This is a genomic window from Methylobacter sp. (assembly GCF_023227905.1).
Classification (GTDB): domain Bacteria; phylum Pseudomonadota; class Gammaproteobacteria; order Methylococcales; family Methylomonadaceae; genus Methylobacter_A.
The window spans coordinates 1-21750 of record NZ_JALOCF010000054.1 but is presented as its reverse complement, the minus strand read 5'-3'; the positions used below and the strand labels follow the sequence as shown (position 1 = coordinate 21750).

Genomic DNA, 21750 nt, shown 5'->3' with positions numbered 1-21750 from the left:
GCTTCGCTTAGAAGAGTGCTATGGACAGAACACATATTATGCAATCACAAAACTTTGAATTCCTAAGGGACGCTTGGCCGGAGCTCGCCAGTCTGGCCGGATTTGCCGAACAGTATGCACAGACCGACCCGCAAAGCGCGCTGACCAAATTGCGCAGCTTTGCCGAATGCAGTGTTGGCACCGTCTACAGCCAACTGCGTTTGCCCAAACCGCCGATGTCAACCTTCATGGAGCTGCTCAGTAACGATGCCTTTATTGCGGTTGCACCCAAGGCTGTTGTGGACAGACTTCATTCCATTCGGATTTACGGCAACAAAGCCGCTCATGGCGACACGGTAAGCGAACAGTGCGCACAGTGGCTGCTGAAAGAAGCCTTTGATCTGGGCCGCTGGTTATTTGTCACCTATGCCCAAGGCAACGCCGCAACGATCCAGGATTTCGATCCGCCCAAGCCGCCTCAGTCGGCCAAAGCGGACTACAAGAAAGAACGCAAAGCCCTGCTGGAACAATACGCCAAGCAGGAAGCGCAGATGCAAGCAGTGCTGGCCGAACTGGAAGCCGAGCGTAAAAAAGCCGTTCAACAGGAGCGTACCGAAGCGGAATTTAACGAAGTTAAGCAGCAGGCGGCCAGTAAAGGTCAGCAAGTTGCCAACGAGCTGCATTTTGACGAGGCGGCTACCCGCAAACAGCTGATCGACCTGCAATTGGCCGAGGCCGGATGGGATGTATCCAATAGCGATCAGGTGACGCTCGAAGAAAAAGTCCTGCATCAGCCCACCCAAACCGGGGAAGGCTTTGCCGACTATGTGTTGCGGGATGATAACGGCAAACCGCTGGCCGTCATCGAAGCCAAAAAAACCGCTGTCGATGCCGAAAAAGGCCGCCATCAAGCCAGGCATTATGCCGATGGCCTGGAAAAAATGCATGGACAGCGTCCGGTGATTTTCTACACCAATGGGCCGGACATCTGGATTTGGGACGACCACCCCGGGCAAAATTATCCCCCGCGCAAACTCTACGGCTTTTATTCCAAATCCAGTTTGCAGTATCAGGTGCGTCAGCGAACAGAGCGCAAACCGCTGAACAGCGTCTCGGCCAAAGCCGACATTTTGGGCGATCGCCTGTACCAGCATGAAGCCCTGAAACGCATCTGCGAGCGTTTTGAAACCAAGCAACGCAAAGCCCTGGCGGTGCAAGCGACCGGCACCGGAAAAACCCGTTTGTCGATTGCCCTGACCGATGTCTGCATGAAAGCCGGTTGGGTCAAGCGCGTGCTGTTTGTGTGCGACCGCCGCGAGCTGCGCAAACAAGCCAAAAACGCCTATAGCGAATATCTGTCAGCGCCCATTACCGTGCTGACCAGTAAAAGCGTGCAAGACTCCCATAACCGCATCTTTATAGCGACCTATCCGGCGATGATCCGGTTGTTTGAAAAATTCGATACCGGCTTCTTCGACCTGATCATCGCCGACGAATCCCACCGCAGCATTTACAATATTTACGGCGACCTGTTTCGCTATTTCGATGCCCTGCAAGTCGGCCTGACCGCCACACCGGTGGAAATGGTCAGCCGTTCCACCTGTCAATTGTTCAGCTGCGATTTTAAACAGCCCACCTGTAATTACTCGCTGGAAACCGCCGTGGATGATGGCTATCTGGTGCCGTATCAAGTGGTTAAACACACCACCAAATTTCTGCGCGATGGCATTAAGGGGCATGCCTTAACAGCGGAAGAAATTGCCGAACTGGAAGATAAAGGCATCGACCCTAACAGCCTCGACTTTGACGGCGAAGACATCGACCGCGCCATCTACAACAAAGACACCAACCGCAAAATCCTGCACAACCTGATGGAAAACGGCATTCGTCAGGCCGATGGGCAAACGCTGGGTAAAACCATCATTTTTGCCCGCAACCACAAGCACGCCAAGCTGCTTGAGCAACTTTTCGATGAGCTGTATCCGCAATACGGCGGTAAATTCTGCCACGTGATCGACAACTACGATCCGCGTGCCGAAGCCTTAATCGACGACTTTAAAGGGCTGGGCAGTAACGACCAGCTCACTATCGCGGTCTCGGTGGACATGCTCGACACCGGCATCGATGTGCCGGAAATCGTCAATCTGGTATTCGCCCGTCCGGTAAAATCGCCGGTCAAGTTCTGGCAAATGGTCGGCCGTGGAACCCGTCTGTGCAAAGACCTGTTCGGCCCCGGTAAAGACAAAAAACATTTCCAGATATTCGATCATTGGGGCGTAGTCGAATACCACGGCATGAAACAGCGCGAAGTCACCGTCAGCCAACCCAAATCGTTAATGCAACGCCTGTTTGAAACGCGTCTGACGCTGGCCAAAACCGCACTACACCACGCCGAACCGGATTTCTTCGACTGCCTTGCGCACTGGCTGCATAAAACCATCAACAGCCTTGACGATAAAACCCTGGCGGTGCGCGACAAGTGGAAGGTTAAACGGCAGATGAGCGACCTGGAAACCATACGCCAATTCAACGCCAACACCGTCATCTTGCAGGAAACCGAGATTGCCCCGCTGATGCAATGGCTGGATGTGCGCGGCCACAGCGACGCTTACCAATGGGATTTACTGATCAGCCAAATCCAGCAGCAGAAACTGCTCAAGTCCGGCGCCTCCGACGATCTGGCCGGCGAGGCGATTAACCAGCTCTGGCAATTGCAAATGAACCTGAACCAGGTAAAAGCCAAAGCCGCTACCATCAAACAATGCCGTGAACCGGCCTGGTGGCAGGCGGCCTCGTTGGACGAGCTGGAGCAGTTGCGTATCGAGCTGCGCAGCATCATGCAATACCGCGACAAAGGCATAGGCCCCATCATCGAGCCGCCGGTTATCGACATCACCGACGGCGATGAAATACACGAACACCAAGGCACCTATTTAAAAGCCGTCGACATGGCGAGCTATCGGCTGAAAGTCGAACAGGTCTTAAAAGACTTGTTCGAGCAAAACCCGGTGCTGCAAAAAATCCGCAACGGCACAACGGTAAGCGAACTGGAACTGGATAACCTCAATGCGCTGATCCACACCCAACATCCCGACATCGACCTGAATACCCTGAAAAGTTTTTACGACACCGCCGCCCCGATGGAACAGATTCTGCGCTCCATCGTCGGCCTGGATGCCGACAAGGTTAACCAGCATTTTGCCGCATTCATTCAACAATACCCCAGCCTTGCCGCCCGGCAGGTGCAGTTTTTAAGCCTGTTAAAACGGCAGATCGCCCAAAGCGGGGCCATTGAAATCGACAGCCTTTACGAAATGCCCTTTGCGGCACTGGGCGAACTGGATAGCTTATTCGCCGACGAACAAATCGATGGTCTGCAAGCCATTGTCGAAAGCTTCGGCAAACACCCTATAATGACAACCCAATAACCTTACCTAAGAAAATAACTGCTTAACTATGATCACCGGCGACTTAAAAAACAAAATCGACAAACTCTGGCTGGAATTCTGGCAGGGCGGCATTGCCAATCCCTTAACCGTCATCGAACAAATCACTTTCCTGATGTTTGCCCGCCTGCTGGATATCAATGAAAGCCGCGATGAAAAACGCGCCTCGCGCACCGGCTTAAGCTTTACCCCGCGCTTTAAAGACAACGAACAACACCTGCGCTGGAGCCAGTTCAGCCATATCGAAGACGCCGAGCGGCTGATGAACGTGGTGCGCGATGAAGTGTTCAAGCATTTTAGACTGCACACCAGCGACAGCCGCTTTGGCGATTATATGAAAGATGCGCGGCTGGCAATCGACAAGCCCAGCCTGCTGGTCAAAGCCATCGAAATGATCGACGCGCTGCCGCTGGAAGCCGGAGACACCAAAGGCGATTTGTACGAATACCTGCTCAGCAAACTGTCCACCGCGGGCATCAACGGCCAGTTCCGCACCCCGCGCCATATCATCAAACTGATGGTGCGCCTGCTCGACCCGCAACCGGATGAAGTGGTGGCCGATCCAACCTGCGGCACAGCGGGCTTTTTGGTCACCGTCATGGAATACCTGTTGGAAACCTACAGCAGCGAACACGGCATCCTGCAAGAACAAGTCGTCGATGACAAAGGCAAAACCGTCATCCAAAAGATCTACACCGGCGACTTGTTAACTCAGCAGCAATGGCAAACCGTCAAAAGCAAAATGTTCCACGGCTTCGATTTCGACAGCACCATGCTGCGCATCGCCGCGATGAACCTGTATATGCACGGCGTTGAAGACCCGGATATTCATTATCAGGATACCCTGGCGCACAGTTTTGCCGACCATTTCCCACACCTTGAGCAAAACGCCTTTAACGTGATTTTGGCTAATCCGCCGTTCAAAGGCAGCCTGGACGAAGACACCATCAACCCGCCGATCTTGCGGATGGTCAAAACCAAAAAGACCGAACTGCTGTTTATCGCGCAGATTTTAAGAATGCTCAAAACCGGCGGCCGCAGCGCTACCGTTGTGCCGCAAGGCGTACTGTTCGGTTCCTCCAAAGCGCATCAAGCCGTGCGCGAATTGTTGATCGAACAAAACCAGCTCGAAGCCGTCATCAACCTGCCCAGCGGCGTGTTCAAACCTTATGCCGGTGTCGCCACCGCGATTTTATTGTTCACCAAAGGCGGCGCGACCGATCAGGTCTGGTTTTACGATGTGCAGGATGACGGATTCTCGCTGGACGACAAACGCGACACGCTGTATCAGGACGAGCAGAGCAATCCGTTAAGTTTTGCCGGTGATTTGCCCAAGGTGCTGGCCGATTACCGGCGTTGGCAGGAGCATAAAAATGCGGCTATCCAGAATGGCGGAAATGCTGAAATTTCCGGCGCACTGTTCAGTGACCGCGCCCAAGCCTGCTTTTGGGTTAGTAAAGCCGACCTTGCCGCGAATAAATATGATTTGTCGATTAACCGTTATAAGGAAACCGTTCATGTTGAGGAACAGTACGACTCGCCGAAGGAGGTTTTAGAGCAGTGGATGGGGTTGGTGGATGAGATTCAGGGAGAGTTGAAGGAATTGGAGGGGATGCTGTAATGTTGAGGGCAGAGAATTTTAACGCAAAATATCCAATTAAACATTTAGGCGAGGTTGTTGATTTTCTCGACAATCTAAGGAAACCGATTAAAGCATCTGACCGTCTAGTAGGGGAATATCCTTATTACGGAGCAAATGGATTACAAGGCTTTATTAATGATTTCATTTTCGATGAACCTCTTGTTTTATTAGCAGAAGATGGCGGCCATTTTGGTAACCCGGAAAAAACAATTGCTTACATTGCTGAAGGTAAGTATTGGGTAAATAACCATGCTCATGTATTAAAGCCCAAAGATGGATTAGATTTAAAGTTTTTATGTCGCGTTTTAGAAAATTATGATGTGACACCCTTTATTAAAGGAGCAACTAGAGCGAAACTGACAAAAGGAGATGCTTCCACAATTCCAATCCCCTTCCCACCCCTAACCGAACAAAAACGCATCGCCGCCATTCTCGACAAAGCCGACAGCCTGCGCCGCAAAAACCAGCAAGCCATTCAACTCGCCGACCAATTTCTCCGCGCCGTATTTCTGGATATGTTTGGCGACCCGGTGGCTAATCCCAAGGTGTGGGAGAAATACGCCGTTGGTGAGCTTGGACGAGTAATAACAGGTTCAACGCCACCAGGGAGTAAAGATGGTATGTTTGGTGATGATATACCGTTTATAACGCCTGGTGATTTAGATTCAAACGTAAAGCAAATTAGCCGATGGCTTTCCCTAGATGGAGCTGGATATAGCCGAGTCTGCCGTAGCGGCAGTCTTATGGCCTGCTGTATTGGAGCAACAATTGGAAAGGTTGCCATGGCAAACCGCAAATCAGCATTTAACCAGCAAATAAATGTGGTTGAGTGGTTTGATTTGATAGATGACATTTTTGGTTATTACTTTTTTAAAATGAATCCACGTTTTATTACAGAAAATGCTATTAAAACTACTTTACCCATTCTTAAGAAATCTTTATTTGAACAAATCGAGATGCCAGTGCCACCAATAGATATGCAGAGAGCATTTGCAAAAAAGGTAAATGCAGTTTGGAGTCTAGTAGACAAACAAACGAGATCATTGGACTTACCTTTATTTGATGTTCTCAGCCAAAAAGCCTTCGCCGGTGAGCTTTAATGCTAACCAAATAAAGGAACGAATATGCTCTCGTCCCCACGCGCCACGGCCATTAAGTTACGCGTTGTAGGAGCGGGCCATGCCCGCGATGAAGACACTACAACTCTGTAATCGCTCTACCAAAATATCGCGGGCGCGGCCCGCTCCTACGGTGCCGTTGTACTTAACTTATTGGCCGTGATGGGCGCGTGGGGACGAGAAGTAATATAATCAACGATGATTCTTACCAATACCTTTGCTCTCGTCCCCACGCGGCACGTTACTGCTATTGACTTAAGGTAGGAACATTGGAGTGCAAGCTTTGCTTGCTCTATTGTGAAGACATGAAGCCCAAGGTTTTGGCAGGCGAAGCCTGCACTCCAGCATAAACCGTTTGCTCTCGTTCCCACGCGCCGCGCTCGTCGTTATACACAAGTCTGTTCAAGACCGTCATTTAGGCATGAAGGCTAAAATGGCGGCCCCGAATGTAGGCCGGAATAAGTCCGTCCAGCGACAGCAAGGGCGGATGTTTCCGGCAATCGGAGCGCCGGAAACACCAGTCCTGCGCTTAACGCGCGGACAGGCTTATCCCGGCCTACGTCGAGATATGTATAACGACGAGCGCGGCGCGTGGGAACGAGGAGTCGCGTAGGTCGGGCAAAAGCTTTATCTTTGCCCGACATTTCGAAGCCCATGCGTCAGGTTACGGCTAGCGCCTAACCCGGCAAATCAACCCACTAAAGGAACGAATATGCAAACTCTACAAATACAACTTCCTGACACTGTCAACATAGATATGCAGGAAATCCAAATGCTACTTGCCAGTAAGCTTTATGAAAAAGGCGTGTTATCGGTAGGGCAAGCCGCGCAAATGACTGGGCTTTCTAAACGAACTTTTATGGAGCTGTTGGGGCATTATCAGGTTTCGGTTTTAAATTATCCTGCCGAAGACATCATGCAGGATTTTGAAAATGCCTAAAATTATTTCCAATACCAGTTGTCTAATTGTGTTGGACAATATTGATGCGTTATATATTCTGCAAAAACTTTACCAAAATATTTATCTAACCGAAGAAGTCGCTCAGGAGTTCGGCAAACCATTAGAAAGCTGGATGCATGTTGTCACTGTTACAGATAAAAATTATCTGCGCATATTAAACGCCAGTGTCGATTTGGGCGAAGCCAGCACCATCGCGTTGGCGCTACAAATGTCAGAAGATAACGTTATGATCCTGGATGATCTGAAAGCCAGAAAACTGGCGAAACAGTTACAACTTAAGTTTACGGGTTTATTGGGTATTTTGCTTAAAGCCAAGCAACAGCAGATCATTAGCTCAGTCGCGGATATTTTTACCCAGCTTAAAAATGCAAACTTCAGGTTTTCTGAAAAACTAGAAAAAGAAGTTTTAAGGCTGGCCGGTGAACTTTAGTTGGATCGAATAAGATTTAAAACAAAAAAGCCGATGCAAGCCTACTATGAAATAGAAACCCAAATCCCACAGAATCATCAGTTACAGTCGCGTAGGTCAGGCAAAGCTTTATCTTTGCCCGACAATTCCGACTCAAGCCTCTATTGTGAAGACATGAACCCCAGGGTTTTGGCAGGCGAAGCCTGCACTCCAGCATAAACCGTTTGCTCTCGTTCCCACGCGGCGCGTGGGAACGAGGAGTCGCGTAGGTCGGGCAAAAGCTTTATCTTTGCCCGACATTCCCACTCAAGCCTCGGATGTTATCCGGCTGCCGCTATACATGTAGGATCAATGAATTTTTGCATTAACGATAAGCCTCCGGTCAAAGGCGTTACACAGCGTATTAAAATCATTGATTGGGATGCGCTGGCGCCGCATTAATGGTTCTGATTTCTTGACCGTCACCTGGAAGTATCCATAAAATATTTTACCCAGTAACAAATTTTATTATTTTTCTTATTGGCAAGGCTGGCCGTTTTATTTGACCAAAAACCTTGGCATGGCTTGGTATGTAAGGGCTTGCGTTCTTTGGCACGATTTCTGTATTGATGTTAGGTAACTATCATTCAATGCTCAAGGAAAGTGTCATGCCTAAACCCATTTCTAAATCTGTCCGTCAACGCATTATCGATATCACCTCACAACAAGGCTTTGCTGTTCAATTGAAAGGCAATGGCGAAAATCGGTGCGTGAAAAATCCGATTTTTTATTCCAAGCCGCTGAATCCGGCTGTTTATGTCAGGAATGATAGGCCGGGAGGAACGGGCGGCATTCGCGGTTATTTTCAAGTTGTTGTGCATCCGGATGTATTCAACAAAAATGGGGGTTCTGCTACCGACGGCATTCAAGAGCACGTTAATTGCCGGAAGAAAAAGAACCTTGATTCCAGCATCAATTATAAAAATTCCCCGATTTTTCCTGGAAATGATGGGCCATGTAGTCTGTGTTTTAAGGCCGCTGATTATGATGCATTGGCAAAGTTATTTCAGCGTATGGCGACATTCGGTACAGTGTGCGCCAGTGAATCCTGTCTTGAGTCGATTAATTAAATGGCTGTTAATCACTTGGATGAATCCAAGACCCGCTTAGCAGCTGATAGTCCTTTGGCCCCAAAAAGCAGCATTGAAGCTACTAACGTAGCCATTAAAGGTTTGGTCATTGATAGTCTTCATGTCGATAACATACTGGCCGGCACGGCGACTTGGGAAATGCGCTCAGGCAGTACCAATCAACCTGGGCTAGTTGCCTTGATTAATCAAGGCAGTGGGCAAATTGTTGGCGTAGCCAATTTGGTTGCGATCAAAGGTTCAATCAGCTACCAAGACAGGCTGAATAATGCCAACCAACATCGGATTTCCGAGGAATGTCTGCGCTTGGGTGACATTGATAATTGGGATGTTGCCTGGATTCTTGAAAATGCCCAACCCCTGCTTACTCCGATCAATTGCCAACATCTTGATGGGATTGATATCTGGGTAGATTTGGAGCCGCAAGTGCAAGAGAAGCTTGCGCTTGCGATTGCTTGAATCTAAGCATTGTGAATTACCCCGACCTAAAGGACGGGGCTTCTAACGTCAATGGCACGAGCAAGAACAGAAGATTTACGTCCCCTGACTTGGCTAACAGTGCCTCGGTTAGCAGTACCGGCGATTCCCGCCGCTATCATACGTTGCGCTTCATTACGGATGTTTTGGGCGGCATTGATGTCTCTATCATGGATAGAGCCGCATTTATCACACCGCCATGAGCGGATAGTCAAAGGCATAGAGGATTGAACATGCAGACAACACGAACAGGCTTTAGAACTTGGGAAGAAGCGATTAACCTCGATATAGCCCTTGCCTGCCTGTTCGGTTTTGTATTTGAGCATTCCGGTGAACGCTCCCCAGCCTGCGTCACCGATGGACTTAGCCAAACAGTGATTCCTCATCATACCTTTTACATACAAATTCTCGACGGCGATGACTTGGTTTTCATTCACCAACCGACGAGAAAGTTTGTGCAAATAGTCTTTTCTGGCATTGGCGACTTTTTCATGCGCCTTTGCCACCAGAATACGCGCTTTGTTTCTGGAGTTGCTGCCCTTCATCTTGCGCGACAGCTTCTTTTGTTTACGTTTCAGATTCTTTTGAGCCTTGGCTACATGCTTCGGATTGTCGAACTTAGAGCCATCGCTAGTAATCGCAAGGTGCGTCAAGCCCATATCAATACCCAGTATCTTGCCGTCAAAGGAAATGATAGGTGCGTCCAGCCCGTTTTCAGTCAGGATAGACGCGAAGTATTTGCCCGTTGGCGTTTTACTGATGGTGACAGTTTTGATCGTTCCCGTTATTTCACAATGCACAACGGCTTTGACGTGACCGATCTTAGGCAGAAACAGCTTACGGCCTTCGATAATCTTCACGCCTTGCGGATATTGAATAGTTTGCTTTCCGTGCTTGCTTTTGAAAGTGGGATAGGCTGCCCGACGCTCAAAGAAGTTCACAAAAGCACGGGACAAGTTCAAACAAACAGCTTGCAAGACTTGGCTATGGGTTTCACCCAGCCAGTCAACCGATTGTTTAAGCTCAGGCAATCTATTGTTCAAGGCAAAATGCCCCAATCCTTTACCCGTCTCTTGATAAGTTTTCTGGCTTTCGTTGAGACTGTTATTCCACAACCACCGCGCACAACCGAACGCCTTAGCCAGTTTTTCAACTTGCTGTGTGTTTGGATATATGCGTATTTTGGTGGCTGCAATCATGTTTTTATAGTAAATAATTATCACTGTAAAATCAAGAGCACACTTACATCCCCCACCTGAAGGAAGGGGTTTTACGTGCAATCTGATAAAGTGCGGCATGCCGTCGAATGCATGTTCGGCAAGCTCCGGCTGTTTCCTAGCAATCATTCGGCGATGAAAGCGGTGTTTTTAGCTATCGAACGGACTGCCAAAAAATGGTCGGTGCCAATCCGTGACTAAAAGCCTGTCCTGAATCAGTTTATGATTTTATAGGGAGATCGATTTCCAGAGATTTTTTAACGGCGGTTTACACGGAAATTTTTACACTCTCTACCGTTTCCCCGGCACTTTTATGGTTGGGATGAAACGCCAACAGAACCTAGTTAGATCCAGAGTTAATTGTTATACTCCGTGCCACAACCGCTGCATCTGTTTGTTAATCCAATAACGGCAACATAAAAATGAAAACTTACCTGTTTCCCGGCCAAGGCTCGCAACATATCGGCATGGGTGAAAACCTGTTCGACGCTTTTCCTGACCTTACTTCAGCAGCGGATGCAATTTTAGGTTATTCCATCAAGGAGCTTTGCCTTCAAGACCCGAACCGGCAATTGGGCCGGACACAATACACCCAGCCCGCACTCTATGTTGTTAACGCGCTTGCCTACAGGCAGCAACTAAAAAACTCAGAACACCCGGATTTTGTCGCAGGCCACAGCCTGGGGGAATATAACGCCTTGGAAAGCGCCGGTGCGTTCAGCTTTGAGGACGGCCTTAAGTTGGTCAAAAAACGCGGCGAACTGATGAGCACAGCCCCTAAAGGCGCGATGGCGGCCGTTATCGGCCTGGCCGCGGATAAAATCGCCGCTATACTGGCCGATAACGGACTCTCGACCATCGATATCGCTAACTATAACGCCCAGACCCAAACTATCATCTCCGGTTTGGAAGCGGATATTCAGAATGCGCAGACTTATTTCGAACAGGAACAGGCCATGTTTATCCCGCTGAATGTCAGCGGCGCATTTCATTCCCGTTATATGCAACCGATACAGGACGAATTCAGCCAATTTCTGGATAGCTTCACTTTTACTGCTCCGAAAATCCCGGTCATTGCCAATATTCACGCCCTGCCCTATCAGCCCGACAAAATCGCCCGGAACCTGGCGGATCAACTTACCCAGTCTGTGCGCTGGCTGGACAGCATGCATTTTCTGTTACAGCAAGGCGACATGGAGTTTATCGAACTTGGCCCCGGCGACGTACTGACCAAACTGATCAGTAGCATAAAAAGCCGGTTCAAGCCGAATACCACGGTGCAAAGCAGTCAACCCCGCCCGACGCCCCAACCGGCAAACAACCAAGCCGCTGTCCAGGCCGCCCCCGAACAAGATTTAAAAACGCCGCAGCAAATAGTAAACGACTGGAACCAATCGTATCCCATCGGCACTCAGGTTAGCGCAAAAGGTTACGACGAAATACTGACAACCAAAACCCAGGCTGTCATATTGTTCGGGCACCGCGCCGCCGTCTACATGCAAGGCTATAACGGCTATTTTGCGCTGGATGAGGTGGAACCGGTCAAGCATGCCGCCACTCCTGCGTAATCAGGCGAACTGAGGTTTTATTTTGCCGCGGCCGCTCATGGTTCGACAGGTCACCACGAGCGGCTTAACTTAACTGCATTGGTTTTTCGCTGCTCTCCGACCTATTTTTTAATCATACAGCCCCACGCTCATTTTTCAGGACTCACAAATGCCCAGAGTAAAAGACAAAATTGCACTCATTACCGGGGGAAGCCGCGGGATTGGTGCTGGAACGGCCAGACTGCTTGCCAGCGAAGGCGCTTTCGTCATTATTGTCGATATTCTTGATGATCTGGGGCGGACTGTGGCAAAGGAGATCGGCCCGCAAGCCTGTTATCACCATCTGGATGTTGCCCAAGAAGCCGATTGGCAGACGGTTTGCGAGATCATCCGCCAGCAGTATGGCCGTCTGGACATCCTGTTTAATAATGCCGGAGTTTCCGGTTTTGAACAGGAATTCGAGCAACGGCCTCAGGATGTGGAACATATGTCGCTTGAAGACTGGCATACGATACATGCGGTCAACCTGGACGGCGTATTTTTAGGCTGCAAATACGGCATTGAATTAATGAAAGCGCAGGGAGGCTCCATCATTAATATGTCATCACGCTCCGGCATGGTCGGGATGGCGCAAACCGCGGCCTATTGCTCAAGCAAAGGCGCGGTGCGTAATTTGACCAAAAGCGTGGCGATTTATTGCGCCCAATACGGCTATAAAATCCGCTGCAACTCGCTTCATCCTGGCGCCATCTACACGCCCATCTGGGACAGTGTAATGGGCGACACGCCGGAACAAAGAGAAAAAACGCTGAATTTTGTGAAAAGAGGCATTCCGCTGAACGAAATGGGGACGCCGCTTGACGTCGCCTACAATGTCTTATATCTGGCTTCCGATGAGTCGCGATATGTGACCGGCTCGGAAATGATAATCGACGGCGGCATTATGGCGGGCAGCACCGCAACGCTACAGGTTGCGGATGAAAAAAACTAGGTTTTCCCGCTGATTAAACAAACGCCTTCCATAGTCCCTTTTTCCCGCCAATCGTTCAATATCTGAAAAAACGCCTCCGAGCCGCCGCCGTAAAAGCCGGCGATTTTGGCGGTCTTGCCCTCGCCCGGTTTGCCCTCGTTATTATAATAACCGGGAGTGCATTCCTGATAATATTTCAGGCCGGCGGCGGCAAAGCTGTTGATGACAGTAACCCATTGCTCCTCCCCTTCCTGGGTCACGTCAACAGCTTGCATGTTTTGTTTGTTTACCTCGCTGATGATATAGGCAATATGCGCGCTTTGCTCATAGAGCATATGCGTGTAGTTGGCGGTATAGCCGCCCTGGGTCATGCCCAGAAAAAAACAATTCGGGAAATGGCGGGTCTGAAGGCCATGCAGAGTGCGCATGCCGTCTGCCCATTTCTCGGTCAGCGTCAAACCGTTCCGGCCATAGACTTCAAAGCCTGAACGTCTGGGATAGGCGGTGCCCACCTCAAAACCGGTGGCGAAAATCAGGCAATCCAGATCATAGCTTTGATCGCCGACAATGGCCGCTGTTTCGCTAAGCTGCGCCACGCCTTTGCCCTGGGTATCCACCAGTTTGACATTGGGCCGGTTAAAAACCTGAAGATACTCGTCATTAAAACAGGGCCTTTTGCAAAATAAGCGGTACCACGGTTTAAGTGCGGCGGCTGTTTCGGGATCGGTTACGACACTGTCGATACGCGCCCTGACCTGTTCCATCTGTTCAAAATCAAGCATTTCCGACAGCCTTTCCATGTCTTCCGCGGGCAGTTGTTCCCGCTGATGATGCTTCGGGAGATTGCTTAAGTTACGCATGATGTTAGTCAGCCCATCATTAACCTGATCCTCGTCCTGATCGATGCCGGAAGTGACCCGGTTAAAATTTTTCATGCGCGCCTGCTGCCAGCCTGGACTCAACGTTGTCGCCCATTCGGAATCAGTGGCTTTGTTGTCGCGCACGAGGACCGAAGAAGGTGTGCGTTGGAAAACATATAATTGCCGGGCAGACGCGGCAAGATAGGGAATGCACTGAATGCTGGTGGCCCCGGTGCCGATGATGCCGACCCGTTTATCATGCAGTTTGTCCAGCTTGCCGTTTGCGTCGCCGCCGGTATAACCATAGTCCCAGCGGCTGGTATGAAACATCTTGCCTTGAAAAGTTTCGATGCCTGCTATGCCAGGCAGTTTAGGCTGGCTGAGCGGGCCGTCGGCAAGACAGATAAACCGCGCCTTCATGCTATCGCCTCGGTCCGTGGCAACGACCCAGCGCAATAAGGTCTCATTCCAGCGCAGTTCGGTCACCGAGGTATGCAAGCAGGCCTTATCATAAAGCCGGTAATGTTCAGCAATGGCGCGGGAGTGGGCAAAAATTTCCGGCGCATTGCTGTATTTTTGTTTGGGGATATAGCCGATCTCTTCAAGTAACGGCAGGTAAATATAGGATTCAATATCGCATTGTGCGCCGGGATAACGATTCCAGTACCAGGTGCCGCCGAAATCGCCGCCGCGTTCGACAATGCGGACATCCTCAATGCCGGCTTCCTTCAGCCGAACCGCCGCCAGCAAACCGCTGAAACCGCCGCCGACAATCAATACCTCCACTTCATCATGCAACGGTTCGCGCGCCTGTATAGCCGTATAAGGATCTTCCTGAAAACTCGCGTACCGGCCGCCTATTTTTATATATTGATCGTTACCTTCCTGACGCAGGCGTTTATCCCGTTCTTCGCGATATTTCGAACGAAGCTGATCGAGGTTGAAATGCGGCGGCTTTGCTTGTTGGTTATTTTTCATCGGTAAACTCGCCAAACGGGTAATTCTTAAGCTACCAATCTGCCTAAGAACATGTATAGCAATTACCATGAAGAGCATGAAGGACATGAAGATTTAAATCCTCCATGTCCTTCATGCCCTTCATGGTTTAAAAATAAAACGGGCTCATGTTATTTTATGCACGTTTCTATGAATGCCCGGCTCCGTTTAATAAATCCAGGTCAGGACTAAAGTTGAAGTTAAGCGGCCGAACCTCTTCCGCACATGCCGGGAAAAGATGTTCTATTTTTTTCCTCTGCCGTTCAGGCCACTGAACCATAAGCAGATCGTTCGGGACAATGCACCCATCGAATTCCCTCTCCCGCATGAAAATGCTTTTTATTCTGGCCTGCATGCCGGCAGGCAGGTCGGAAAAATCAGGATTGAAGTTGAGGCTCAGCAAAGTTCTGTTTTCATTCGACGTGTTGGCGTAGGCGCTGTGCAATAAACGCGTATCCTTGACGACAACATCGCCCGGTTGAACCTCGATTGCAACCTCCCCTTCCCACGATTGATAAAGCGGGTGCTCGAGGTTCTCCACTCTGGACATAGATGAACCGTATACCGCTGGGACTTCATGAATCGGGTGCTTTTGATGATGACTGCCGGGTATAACCCGAAGGCAGCCATTGTCAGGCGAAGTCGGGGAAAGGTAAATCATCATGTTGACCTGGGGAATCCGGTCAGTATAGGAAAGCGGATCATCCCAGCCCCACCAGTCATGATGCCAGAACAGCGGCGGACTGGCGGGCGGTTTGCTGATAATAGAACCGCTGCTGAATACATGGCCGCCTAAATCCAGCTCGTTAAAAAGTGCCGCCAACGCCTCGTGGCCGATGATTTCCGAGAAATCAGGATAGTCCGATATATCGACCAGACAACCCTGGGACTTGAACTGGGCGCGATGGTTTTCAGAAACAGTCTCCAGCGCCTTATCGCACCATTGGCTGATTTTTTCGATCATCGACTGATCAAATAAGTTGCTAACAATACAATATCCTTGCCGTTCCAGCTTTTCCCTGTTTGTTGATTTCATTATTTATCCCCCTGTAAAACACGATGTAGTCGTCGTCTCAAAGAAACGCCTCAGCAGTAGTTAGACGTCAACCGTTTAAGATAAGCCAGAGACTCCCTGACCACCGAATAGTCCACACCAAAATCGACCAGACAGGCGATTTCATCGACACCGGCAGCTATCGCCTGCTCGACCATATCCCGGCCGTCTTCAACAGTGCCGAAAATTGCGCCAGTTTTAAAGTAACGCTGGTAGGCGTATTCCAGCATTTTGCCTTTTTCCGCTTCGCTGAGCGGGGTGCCGCCGTTTTGATCGACGGCCGCTTTCAGATGCGCATCCAGCGAGCTTTTTATGTAACCTTTAAAAGGCGCTTCCACGGCCTGCTGCACGCGCCCCCTATCTTGCAGCATCAAGGTATGCAGCATTAATGTGATAACTCCTTTGTCAGGATCAAGCCCCGCCTCCTGCCGGGCGTTTCTGTACAGCGCAATCTTTTTTTGCATCGCATCCAGATTATTGCCGTACAGCATGGTAAAAATGTTATAGCCCTGTTTGCCCGCATGAATAAAACCTTCGTCATTCTGCGTAACCAGCAGCCAGACGTTCAGTTCCGGTTGCAGCGGACGAGGGTAAACCGCAATCGGTATCTGTTCGCCGCCGGGTCCTGCAAAAGAAACGGTTTCGCCGCGCCACAGCTTTTGCACGACCGAGATGGCTTCGCTGCATATTTGCCGCCGGTTTTCATAACTTTCCGGCGACAAAATAAAATCGGGCTTATTCCAGCCTGAACCGAAACCCAGATCGACGCGGCCTTGCGACAGCACATCATTCATGGCCCACCATTCGACCACTTCGGCCGGATGATGCAAAGGCAGCGAAATACCGGCGGTCCTGAAGCGGATGCGTGTTGTCTGGGGTATCAAATGCGCCGCCATGATCGCAGGGTTGGCGTAAATCGAGCCGAACTCATGGAAGTGTCGTTCCGGGAGATAAACCGCCTCAAAACCTTCCCGGTCAGCAAACAGCGTTATATCCCGCATAAAAGCGTATTTTTCCGCATCGGGAATATCTTTCCGCACATCCGAAAAAAACAGAAAACTGAACTTGATGTCCGCCTTCGCTGGCTTCGGCTTGTGCGCGGCTGGTTGAATGCCCAGTAGCTGTTCTATCGTTTGTGTCATGGTGTGTTTTTATTCGGGCGGTAACCGTTATTCCAACAGGGACTTGCTGTTCTGCGCCGTTAAATGCCGGGACAGCGTTTCAACCGTGGAAAAATCGATCAGCCATTGCGGCTGCACCGGCTGTTTCAGTCTTTTCTCCAGCCGGGTTGCCAGCACCATCGCCGAGATCGAATCCAGCCCGTAATTCTGGAACGGCTGGGCAGGATCAAAGTTTTTCAGTTTCAGCACTTCCAGCAGGGTATTTATAATCACCTGCGTCAAATCAACAGATTGTTCCTGGACTACCTGTTGTGCTACGCCCGCAAACAGCAACTTGTGTATCCGATGTATCAGGTTCGGTTCCAGGAGCTTGATCTCATCCAGACTGATCACATCGGTGATCCGGTAAACCGGCACTTCCAGCCCCGAGCGTTTTTCAGCTTCCCATTGATCCAAATGATGCAGAATTGAGCTTTCCGGGATGGTTTCAGCAGACGTTTCGGCCTTGGCCGCCACAACCTGTTTTACCGGTTCTCCGGCATTAAGGTTCGCATACAGCAATTGCGGCCTGACCTGCTCAAACTGCTGCCGATCAAGATAGCCGATGAACACTCGGCTGTCCTCCGTGCATGCCATCGCCTGCTCGAACAGCGCCCAGCCTTCCTGATTGGAAAATGTTCGCATGCCGAGCCGGTGGAAATTATCTTTTATCGCAGCAACTCTTTCATCGGCAATCCGGGTGATGGCTCCAGTCTGGTTCCAGTCCGACCAAATGATGGTTTTGTAACAGGTGTTGTTGTTTTGATGACGCTGATAGGCAGTGAAAAAATCGACAAACGAATTGGCCATCGCATAATCGGCGGCGCCGCGGGCCAGATGCGGCATAAGCCCGGTCATCGACGAAAACGACACAAAAAAGTCCAGTGCATCCGCCTTGAAAAGCGCATGCAGGCATTCAAGGCCGTTGACTTTAGGCTCCCAGACCTGCTGCATCCGCTTCAGGTCCTTGCTGACAAAGCCGGGGTTGTCCGAATCCGAATAAACGCCCGCGCTGTGAATAATTCCCCTGATCGGCCCCAGCCTTCCGCGGATTTTTCTGAAATACCGCCTCAACGAATGCTGACTGGTTATCGAGCCGGTATAAATCAGAAGATGCTCGACCGACTTGTCCAGTTCAATCAGCTCTAGCAGTTTATTTTTGACATACGGAGACAAGTCATCGTTATTGACTGCCTGCGGCCAGGCTTCTCTGGGCGGAAGTTGTGTAATGCCCATCAGCACCAGCTTATTGCAGCCCTTGGCGGCAAGATACTTGGCGATTTCCAGTCCGACGCCATTGGTTCCGCCGCTGATGACATAGACGCCGTCCTGCGCAATCGGCAATGCCTCTCCGGCTCCGGCTTCAACAGCCGATAGGACGGGCGCAAAACGCTGCCCGTTACGGTAGCACAGCTCAGTCTCCTGCAATTCGGCGTCAAACTCCTGCATGATGATTTGCCTTAATGATCCGGGCTGATCGTAAGCTGATTGGTCAATGTCGATGAAGCGGGCGCTGGCATGCGGATAATCCGCGCTGAGCATTTTAACCAGTCCGGCAAACTTGGCACCCGCCAGGCTCATCTTCTTGCACTGAAAATGCTGCAAGCCTTTGGTGAAATACAAAATCGCAATGTCGTTATAGGTGCCGATGAGGGTTTGATAGAAAACGGTCTTGCCCGGATTGTCGGCATCGTTGTCTTTGGCCGTATCGTAAAGATCGCTCAAATCGATAATGTGGCTAATATTATCGTACTGGTCGATCAGGATATGGGCGCTGATTTTGACCGATTCGGCATCCTTGTAGTTGATCGAGTTCTGGATTTGGCTAGGCAGTACGCTGTTGTCGCCGATCAAAATGACTTTGTTAAAATCTTCCGGTTCAAGCAGTTTCCGGGCAATTTGCAGGGACTCATGGTTGACCAGAATCAGCACAGTGCCGCGCTCGGCCGGATTCGCTGCCGGTTGCGGCTGACTTGCCAGCCATTCCTTGTTAATCAGGCAGATATGCTCCGCGCCCCGTTCGACGCTGCCGTTCCGAGCCAGACGCTGCCCTGCGGCATAATGAACTTGGCTCAACCTGCCGGACGGTTCAGTCTGCGCGCCGAAAGCCAGCCATTCCCTAAACCAGCGCTGCATTGCCGCGTTCAGGTCGCTGCACTCATCCTGAGTAACCAGCACACAGCGCGACTGTTCAGGTTTGACGGCTTTGCTGATCAAGTCTGCCAGCCGGTCGGCCGCGACCGGGTCGGCCTGCATAAAAAATACGATGTCCACGAGGCCGCCGCCGCTTTGCCCGGATAACAGTTTCAGGCATTGCACAATCGCCGAGGTATCGATCTGCTGCGCGCCCAGAAATAACAAGCAATCGGGCCGCTTTGCTGCCAATCCCGCGTTGATTTCATTGACGGCGCAATAACGCACATTCGAAGAATCATCGAGACCGGACGCCTGCTTCAACTGCGTCAACAGGTTGTTGAATGCCCGGCGTTCGCCGTCATCGGCGTAGATAACAACAACCCGTTTGTCCTGATAATGCTGTAAGCTGTTTTTCCAATCAATCGTGTCCGGCAACTCGCTGCCGCGCCACAGTTCGCTGTCTATCACCGGCGTTTCGCTGCTGCGGCAGGGCTTGCTATCAACTATGTCTTCGACAGCTTCAATTTCCGGTATCCAGTAGTGTTCGCGAGCAAACGGATAGGTCGGCAAGCCGTGCTTGCGCCGCGCCTGTCCGGGCCGATATAACGACGGCCAATCAACCGTTTCGCCGATAACCCAGCGTTCGGCCAATTGCCGGAGTTGCTGTTTTGTAACCGTCCCCTGAATTGAACCGTCTACGGCTCCGGCCTTTTTGCCGGCTTCGCCGCTGAAACAATCCTGATCGCTTGCGCCGGTTGACGCGTAATTTGATAACTTAGCTCTTAATTCGTCAGCGGTGTTCGCGACAACCGCCAGACGATGATTCAGCGCCACCCTGCCGACCTGAAAGGTACAAGCCATATCGCTCAGGCTTATTTCCCGGCTGTTGTATTGATCGGCCAGATAGTCGCTGACTGCCTGCGCATAAACCGCCAATTGCTGCCCGCTTTTTGCCGATAACACCAGCAATACCGGTGTATCTGCCGCAACTGCGGCCGCAGCCTTCGGTAAAGGCTCTTCCAGCACGATATGGGCGTTGGTACCGCTAAAGCCGAATGAGCTGACTGCCACATGGCGCTTTTGCCCGACCGGCACGTCCCACGGTTTGCACTGCGTGTTCACGTAGAACGGGCTGTCCTCTAAATTGATATGCTCGTTCAGCGCTTGGTAATTGATCGTCGGCGGCAATTGCTTGTGTTGCAGGGCCAGCACCGATTTGATCACGCCGGAAACACCGGCGGCAGTGGCAAGATGGCCGATATTGCTTTTTACCGAACTCAGTGCGCAAAAATGCTTCCGCTCGGTAAACTGGCGGAATGATTCGCGCAACGCGTCCACTTCAATCGGGTCGCCCAGCTTGGTTGCGGTGCCGTGCGCTTCAATCAGCTGGATATGCTCCGGGTTGATGCCGAATTTTTTGTAAATACCGGTTTCCAGACGGGTTTGCGATTCCTGGTTCGGCGCGGTAATGCCGTTGCTTTTACCGTCCTGGTTGACGCCCCAGCCGCGAATCACGCCGTAAATATCATCGCCGTCCTGCTCAGCCTGCTCCAACCGTTTCAGCAACAGCACGCCCACGCCTTCGCCGGGGACAAAACCGTTTGCGCGCTGGTCGAAGCTGTAACAGCGGCCGTCCGGCGACAGCATGCCGGCCTTGCTCATTTTGACATGAATCTCCGGGCCATTGATCACATACACGCCGCCGGCCAATGCCAGGTCGCTATGCCCCAGCACCAGACTGTCGCACGCGCTGGCCAACGCGACCAGCGACGAGGAACAGGCAGTATCGATGGACAGGCAAGGCCCTTGCAAATTCAGGAAATACGCAATACGCGCGGGCAGTATTGAGACCGACTCGCCCATCAGTGCCTGTGCGCACTGCGCCTGACCGGCCATCAGCTGGCTGTAATCGCTGGCCGTGCAACCGACAAATACGCCGCACAAACTGCCCGACAGATCGGACGGGTTATAACCGGCGTCTTCAATGCAACTCCAGCTGGTCTGCAAGAACAAACGCTGCTGCGGGTCCATATATTCCGCCTCCGACGGCGAAATGTTGAAAAACAACGGATCGAATACATCGACATCATCGAGCAGGCCCATGCGTTTGCACACGGTTTTGCCGGGCGCATTCCTGTCTGGATCGTAATATTCGTCAACCGACCAGCGCGTCGGCGGAATCTCCGAAATACACTCGCGCCCGTGCACCAGATTCTGCCAAAATTGCGTCACGTTATCGGCTTTAGGGAACTGCCCGGCCATGCCGATGATTGCAATCGACTGGGTTGCGCTATTTTGATTGCGGTTTTGCTGCGGCTCGGACTGCGCCGCGCTCTCAGCACGGACCGGCTGCTCAGTGACCGCCTCCGGCTCCGGTTCAACGGGCTGCCAATCAGCAGGACTCGCCAATGCAAATGAACAAACCAGAACCGGTTCGCTTGCCTGCTTGCGCGGCTGTTCTGTCGTTGTCGCAGCAACTGCCTGTTGAGACTGCTCCTGATTTTGGAACAGGCCTTGTTGGCTTCCCGACTTCAACAGGTATTGGTAAAACTCGGCCAAGGTCGGATAGCTGTAAACCTTGGTCGCACCGATAGCTAAGCCATAGCGTTTGTTGATCGCCCTGATCCAGGTGACCGCGGTAATCGAATCCA

General features: G+C 51.0%; 16 protein-coding genes. 11 read left to right on the top strand and 5 right to left on the bottom strand.

Annotated elements, in window-relative coordinates; translation table 11 throughout:
• The first annotated feature begins 20 nt into the window (after nucleotides 1–20).
• The 8 genes from M0R47_RS17805 to M0R47_RS17770 all read left to right on the top strand — a co-directional run bounded on the left by M0R47_RS17805 (nucleotide 21) and on the right by M0R47_RS17770 (nucleotide 9141).
• Nucleotides 21–3407: a DEAD/DEAH box helicase family protein gene (locus tag M0R47_RS17805; protein WP_292557289.1), complete on the top strand. Its 3387-nt coding sequence runs from the start codon at nucleotides 21–23 to the stop codon at nucleotides 3405–3407.
• A gap of 28 nt (nucleotides 3408–3435) precedes the next feature.
• Nucleotides 3436–5046 carry a class I SAM-dependent DNA methyltransferase gene (locus M0R47_RS17800; protein ID WP_292557288.1) on the top strand — a complete coding sequence of 537 codons (1611 nt, stop codon included), beginning with the start codon at nucleotides 3436–3438 and terminating at the stop codon, nucleotides 5044–5046.
• Nucleotides 5046–6167: a restriction endonuclease subunit S gene (locus M0R47_RS17795; RefSeq protein ID WP_292557286.1), complete on the top strand. Its 1122-nt coding sequence runs from the start codon at nucleotides 5046–5048 to the stop codon at nucleotides 6165–6167. Before M0R47_RS17800 ends, M0R47_RS17795 begins: the two co-directional genes overlap by 1 nt.
• A gap of 505 nt (nucleotides 6168–6672) precedes the next feature.
• Nucleotides 6673–6798: a hypothetical protein gene (locus tag M0R47_RS17790; protein ID WP_292557284.1), complete on the top strand. Its 126-nt coding sequence runs from the start codon at nucleotides 6673–6675 to the stop codon at nucleotides 6796–6798.
• A 99-nt stretch (nucleotides 6799–6897) separates the two neighbouring features.
• Nucleotides 6898–7125: a UPF0175 family protein gene (locus M0R47_RS17785; RefSeq protein WP_292557282.1), complete on the top strand. Its 228-nt coding sequence runs from the start codon at nucleotides 6898–6900 to the stop codon at nucleotides 7123–7125.
• Nucleotides 7118–7576, top strand: a complete 459-nt coding sequence (locus M0R47_RS17780) for a DUF3368 domain-containing protein (RefSeq protein ID WP_292557280.1) — start codon at nucleotides 7118–7120, stop codon at nucleotides 7574–7576. Before M0R47_RS17785 ends, M0R47_RS17780 begins: the two co-directional genes overlap by 8 nt.
• A 626-nt stretch (nucleotides 7577–8202) precedes the next feature.
• Nucleotides 8203–8664: a hypothetical protein gene (locus M0R47_RS17775; RefSeq protein ID WP_292557278.1), complete on the top strand. Its 462-nt coding sequence runs from the start codon at nucleotides 8203–8205 to the stop codon at nucleotides 8662–8664.
• A complete protein-coding gene (locus tag M0R47_RS17770) occupies nucleotides 8665–9141 on the top strand; it encodes a hypothetical protein (RefSeq protein WP_292557276.1) in 477 nt (158 codons plus the stop codon).
• 26 nt (nucleotides 9142–9167) lie between these two features.
• On the opposite strand, the gene M0R47_RS17765 is transcribed toward M0R47_RS17770, so the two are convergent.
• Entirely contained in the window at nucleotides 9168–10358 is a 1191-nt protein-coding gene (locus tag M0R47_RS17765; protein WP_292557274.1) for an RNA-guided endonuclease TnpB family protein, read from the bottom strand.
• A gap of 75 nt (nucleotides 10359–10433) precedes the next feature.
• Between M0R47_RS17765 and M0R47_RS17760 the strand changes: the two genes are divergently transcribed.
• From M0R47_RS17760 to M0R47_RS17750, 3 genes are all read left to right on the top strand, one after another.
• Entirely contained in the window at nucleotides 10434–10577 is a 144-nt protein-coding gene (locus tag M0R47_RS17760; RefSeq protein ID WP_292557272.1) for a hypothetical protein, read from the top strand.
• A 221-nt stretch (nucleotides 10578–10798) separates the two neighbouring features.
• Nucleotides 10799–11944: an ACP S-malonyltransferase gene (gene fabD, locus M0R47_RS17755; RefSeq protein WP_292557270.1), complete on the top strand. Its 1146-nt coding sequence runs from the start codon at nucleotides 10799–10801 to the stop codon at nucleotides 11942–11944.
• 148 nt (nucleotides 11945–12092) lie between these two features.
• Nucleotides 12093–12914 (top strand): SDR family oxidoreductase, encoded by an 822-nt coding sequence (locus tag M0R47_RS17750; protein WP_292557268.1) that lies wholly within the window; start codon nucleotides 12093–12095, stop codon nucleotides 12912–12914.
• Here the strand turns inward: M0R47_RS17750 and M0R47_RS17745 are convergent.
• The 4 genes from M0R47_RS17745 to M0R47_RS17730 form a co-directional block, all read right to left on the bottom strand.
• A complete protein-coding gene (locus M0R47_RS17745) occupies nucleotides 12911–14731 on the bottom strand; it encodes an NAD(P)/FAD-dependent oxidoreductase (protein ID WP_292557266.1) in 1821 nt (606 codons plus the stop codon). The genes M0R47_RS17750 and M0R47_RS17745 overlap by 4 nt on opposite strands.
• A gap of 166 nt (nucleotides 14732–14897) precedes the next feature.
• Nucleotides 14898–15785 (bottom strand): phytanoyl-CoA dioxygenase family protein, encoded by an 888-nt coding sequence (locus M0R47_RS17740; RefSeq protein ID WP_292557264.1) that lies wholly within the window; start codon nucleotides 15783–15785, stop codon nucleotides 14898–14900.
• 50 nt (nucleotides 15786–15835) lie between these two features.
• A complete protein-coding gene (locus M0R47_RS17735; protein WP_292557262.1) occupies nucleotides 15836–16945 on the bottom strand; it encodes a MupA/Atu3671 family FMN-dependent luciferase-like monooxygenase in 1110 nt (369 codons plus the stop codon).
• A gap of 27 nt (nucleotides 16946–16972) precedes the next feature.
• Nucleotides 16973–21750: beta-ketoacyl synthase N-terminal-like domain-containing protein (locus tag M0R47_RS17730; RefSeq protein WP_292557260.1), on the bottom strand; the 4778-nt coding region annotated here is incomplete at its 5' end.

Excerpts from the sequence above, each read along its gene's own strand:
- M0R47_RS17805 (WP_292557289.1), top strand. The coding sequence starts at position 21 with ATGGACAGAACACATATTATGCAATCACAAAACTTTGAATTCCTAAGG.
- M0R47_RS17800 (WP_292557288.1), top strand. The coding sequence starts at position 3,436 with ATGATCACCGGCGACTTAAAAAACAAAATCGACAAACTCTGGCTGGAA.
- M0R47_RS17795 (WP_292557286.1), top strand. The coding sequence starts at position 5,046 with ATGTTGAGGGCAGAGAATTTTAACGCAAAATATCCAATTAAACATTTA.
- M0R47_RS17790 (WP_292557284.1), top strand. The coding sequence starts at position 6,673 with ATGTTTCCGGCAATCGGAGCGCCGGAAACACCAGTCCTGCGCTTAACG.
- M0R47_RS17785 (WP_292557282.1), top strand. The coding sequence starts at position 6,898 with ATGCAAACTCTACAAATACAACTTCCTGACACTGTCAACATAGATATG.
- M0R47_RS17780 (WP_292557280.1), top strand. The coding sequence starts at position 7,118 with ATGCCTAAAATTATTTCCAATACCAGTTGTCTAATTGTGTTGGACAAT.
- M0R47_RS17775 (WP_292557278.1), top strand. The coding sequence starts at position 8,203 with ATGCCTAAACCCATTTCTAAATCTGTCCGTCAACGCATTATCGATATC.
- M0R47_RS17770 (WP_292557276.1), top strand. The coding sequence starts at position 8,665 with ATGGCTGTTAATCACTTGGATGAATCCAAGACCCGCTTAGCAGCTGAT.
- M0R47_RS17765 (WP_292557274.1), bottom strand. The coding sequence starts at position 10,358 with ATGATTGCAGCCACCAAAATACGCATATATCCAAACACACAGCAAGTT.
- fabD (WP_292557270.1), top strand. The coding sequence starts at position 10,799 with ATGAAAACTTACCTGTTTCCCGGCCAAGGCTCGCAACATATCGGCATG.
- M0R47_RS17750 (WP_292557268.1), top strand. The coding sequence starts at position 12,093 with ATGCCCAGAGTAAAAGACAAAATTGCACTCATTACCGGGGGAAGCCGC.
- M0R47_RS17745 (WP_292557266.1), bottom strand. The coding sequence starts at position 14,731 with ATGAAAAATAACCAACAAGCAAAGCCGCCGCATTTCAACCTCGATCAG.
- M0R47_RS17740 (WP_292557264.1), bottom strand. The coding sequence starts at position 15,785 with ATGAAATCAACAAACAGGGAAAAGCTGGAACGGCAAGGATATTGTATT.
- M0R47_RS17735 (WP_292557262.1), bottom strand. The coding sequence starts at position 16,945 with ATGACACAAACGATAGAACAGCTACTGGGCATTCAACCAGCCGCGCAC.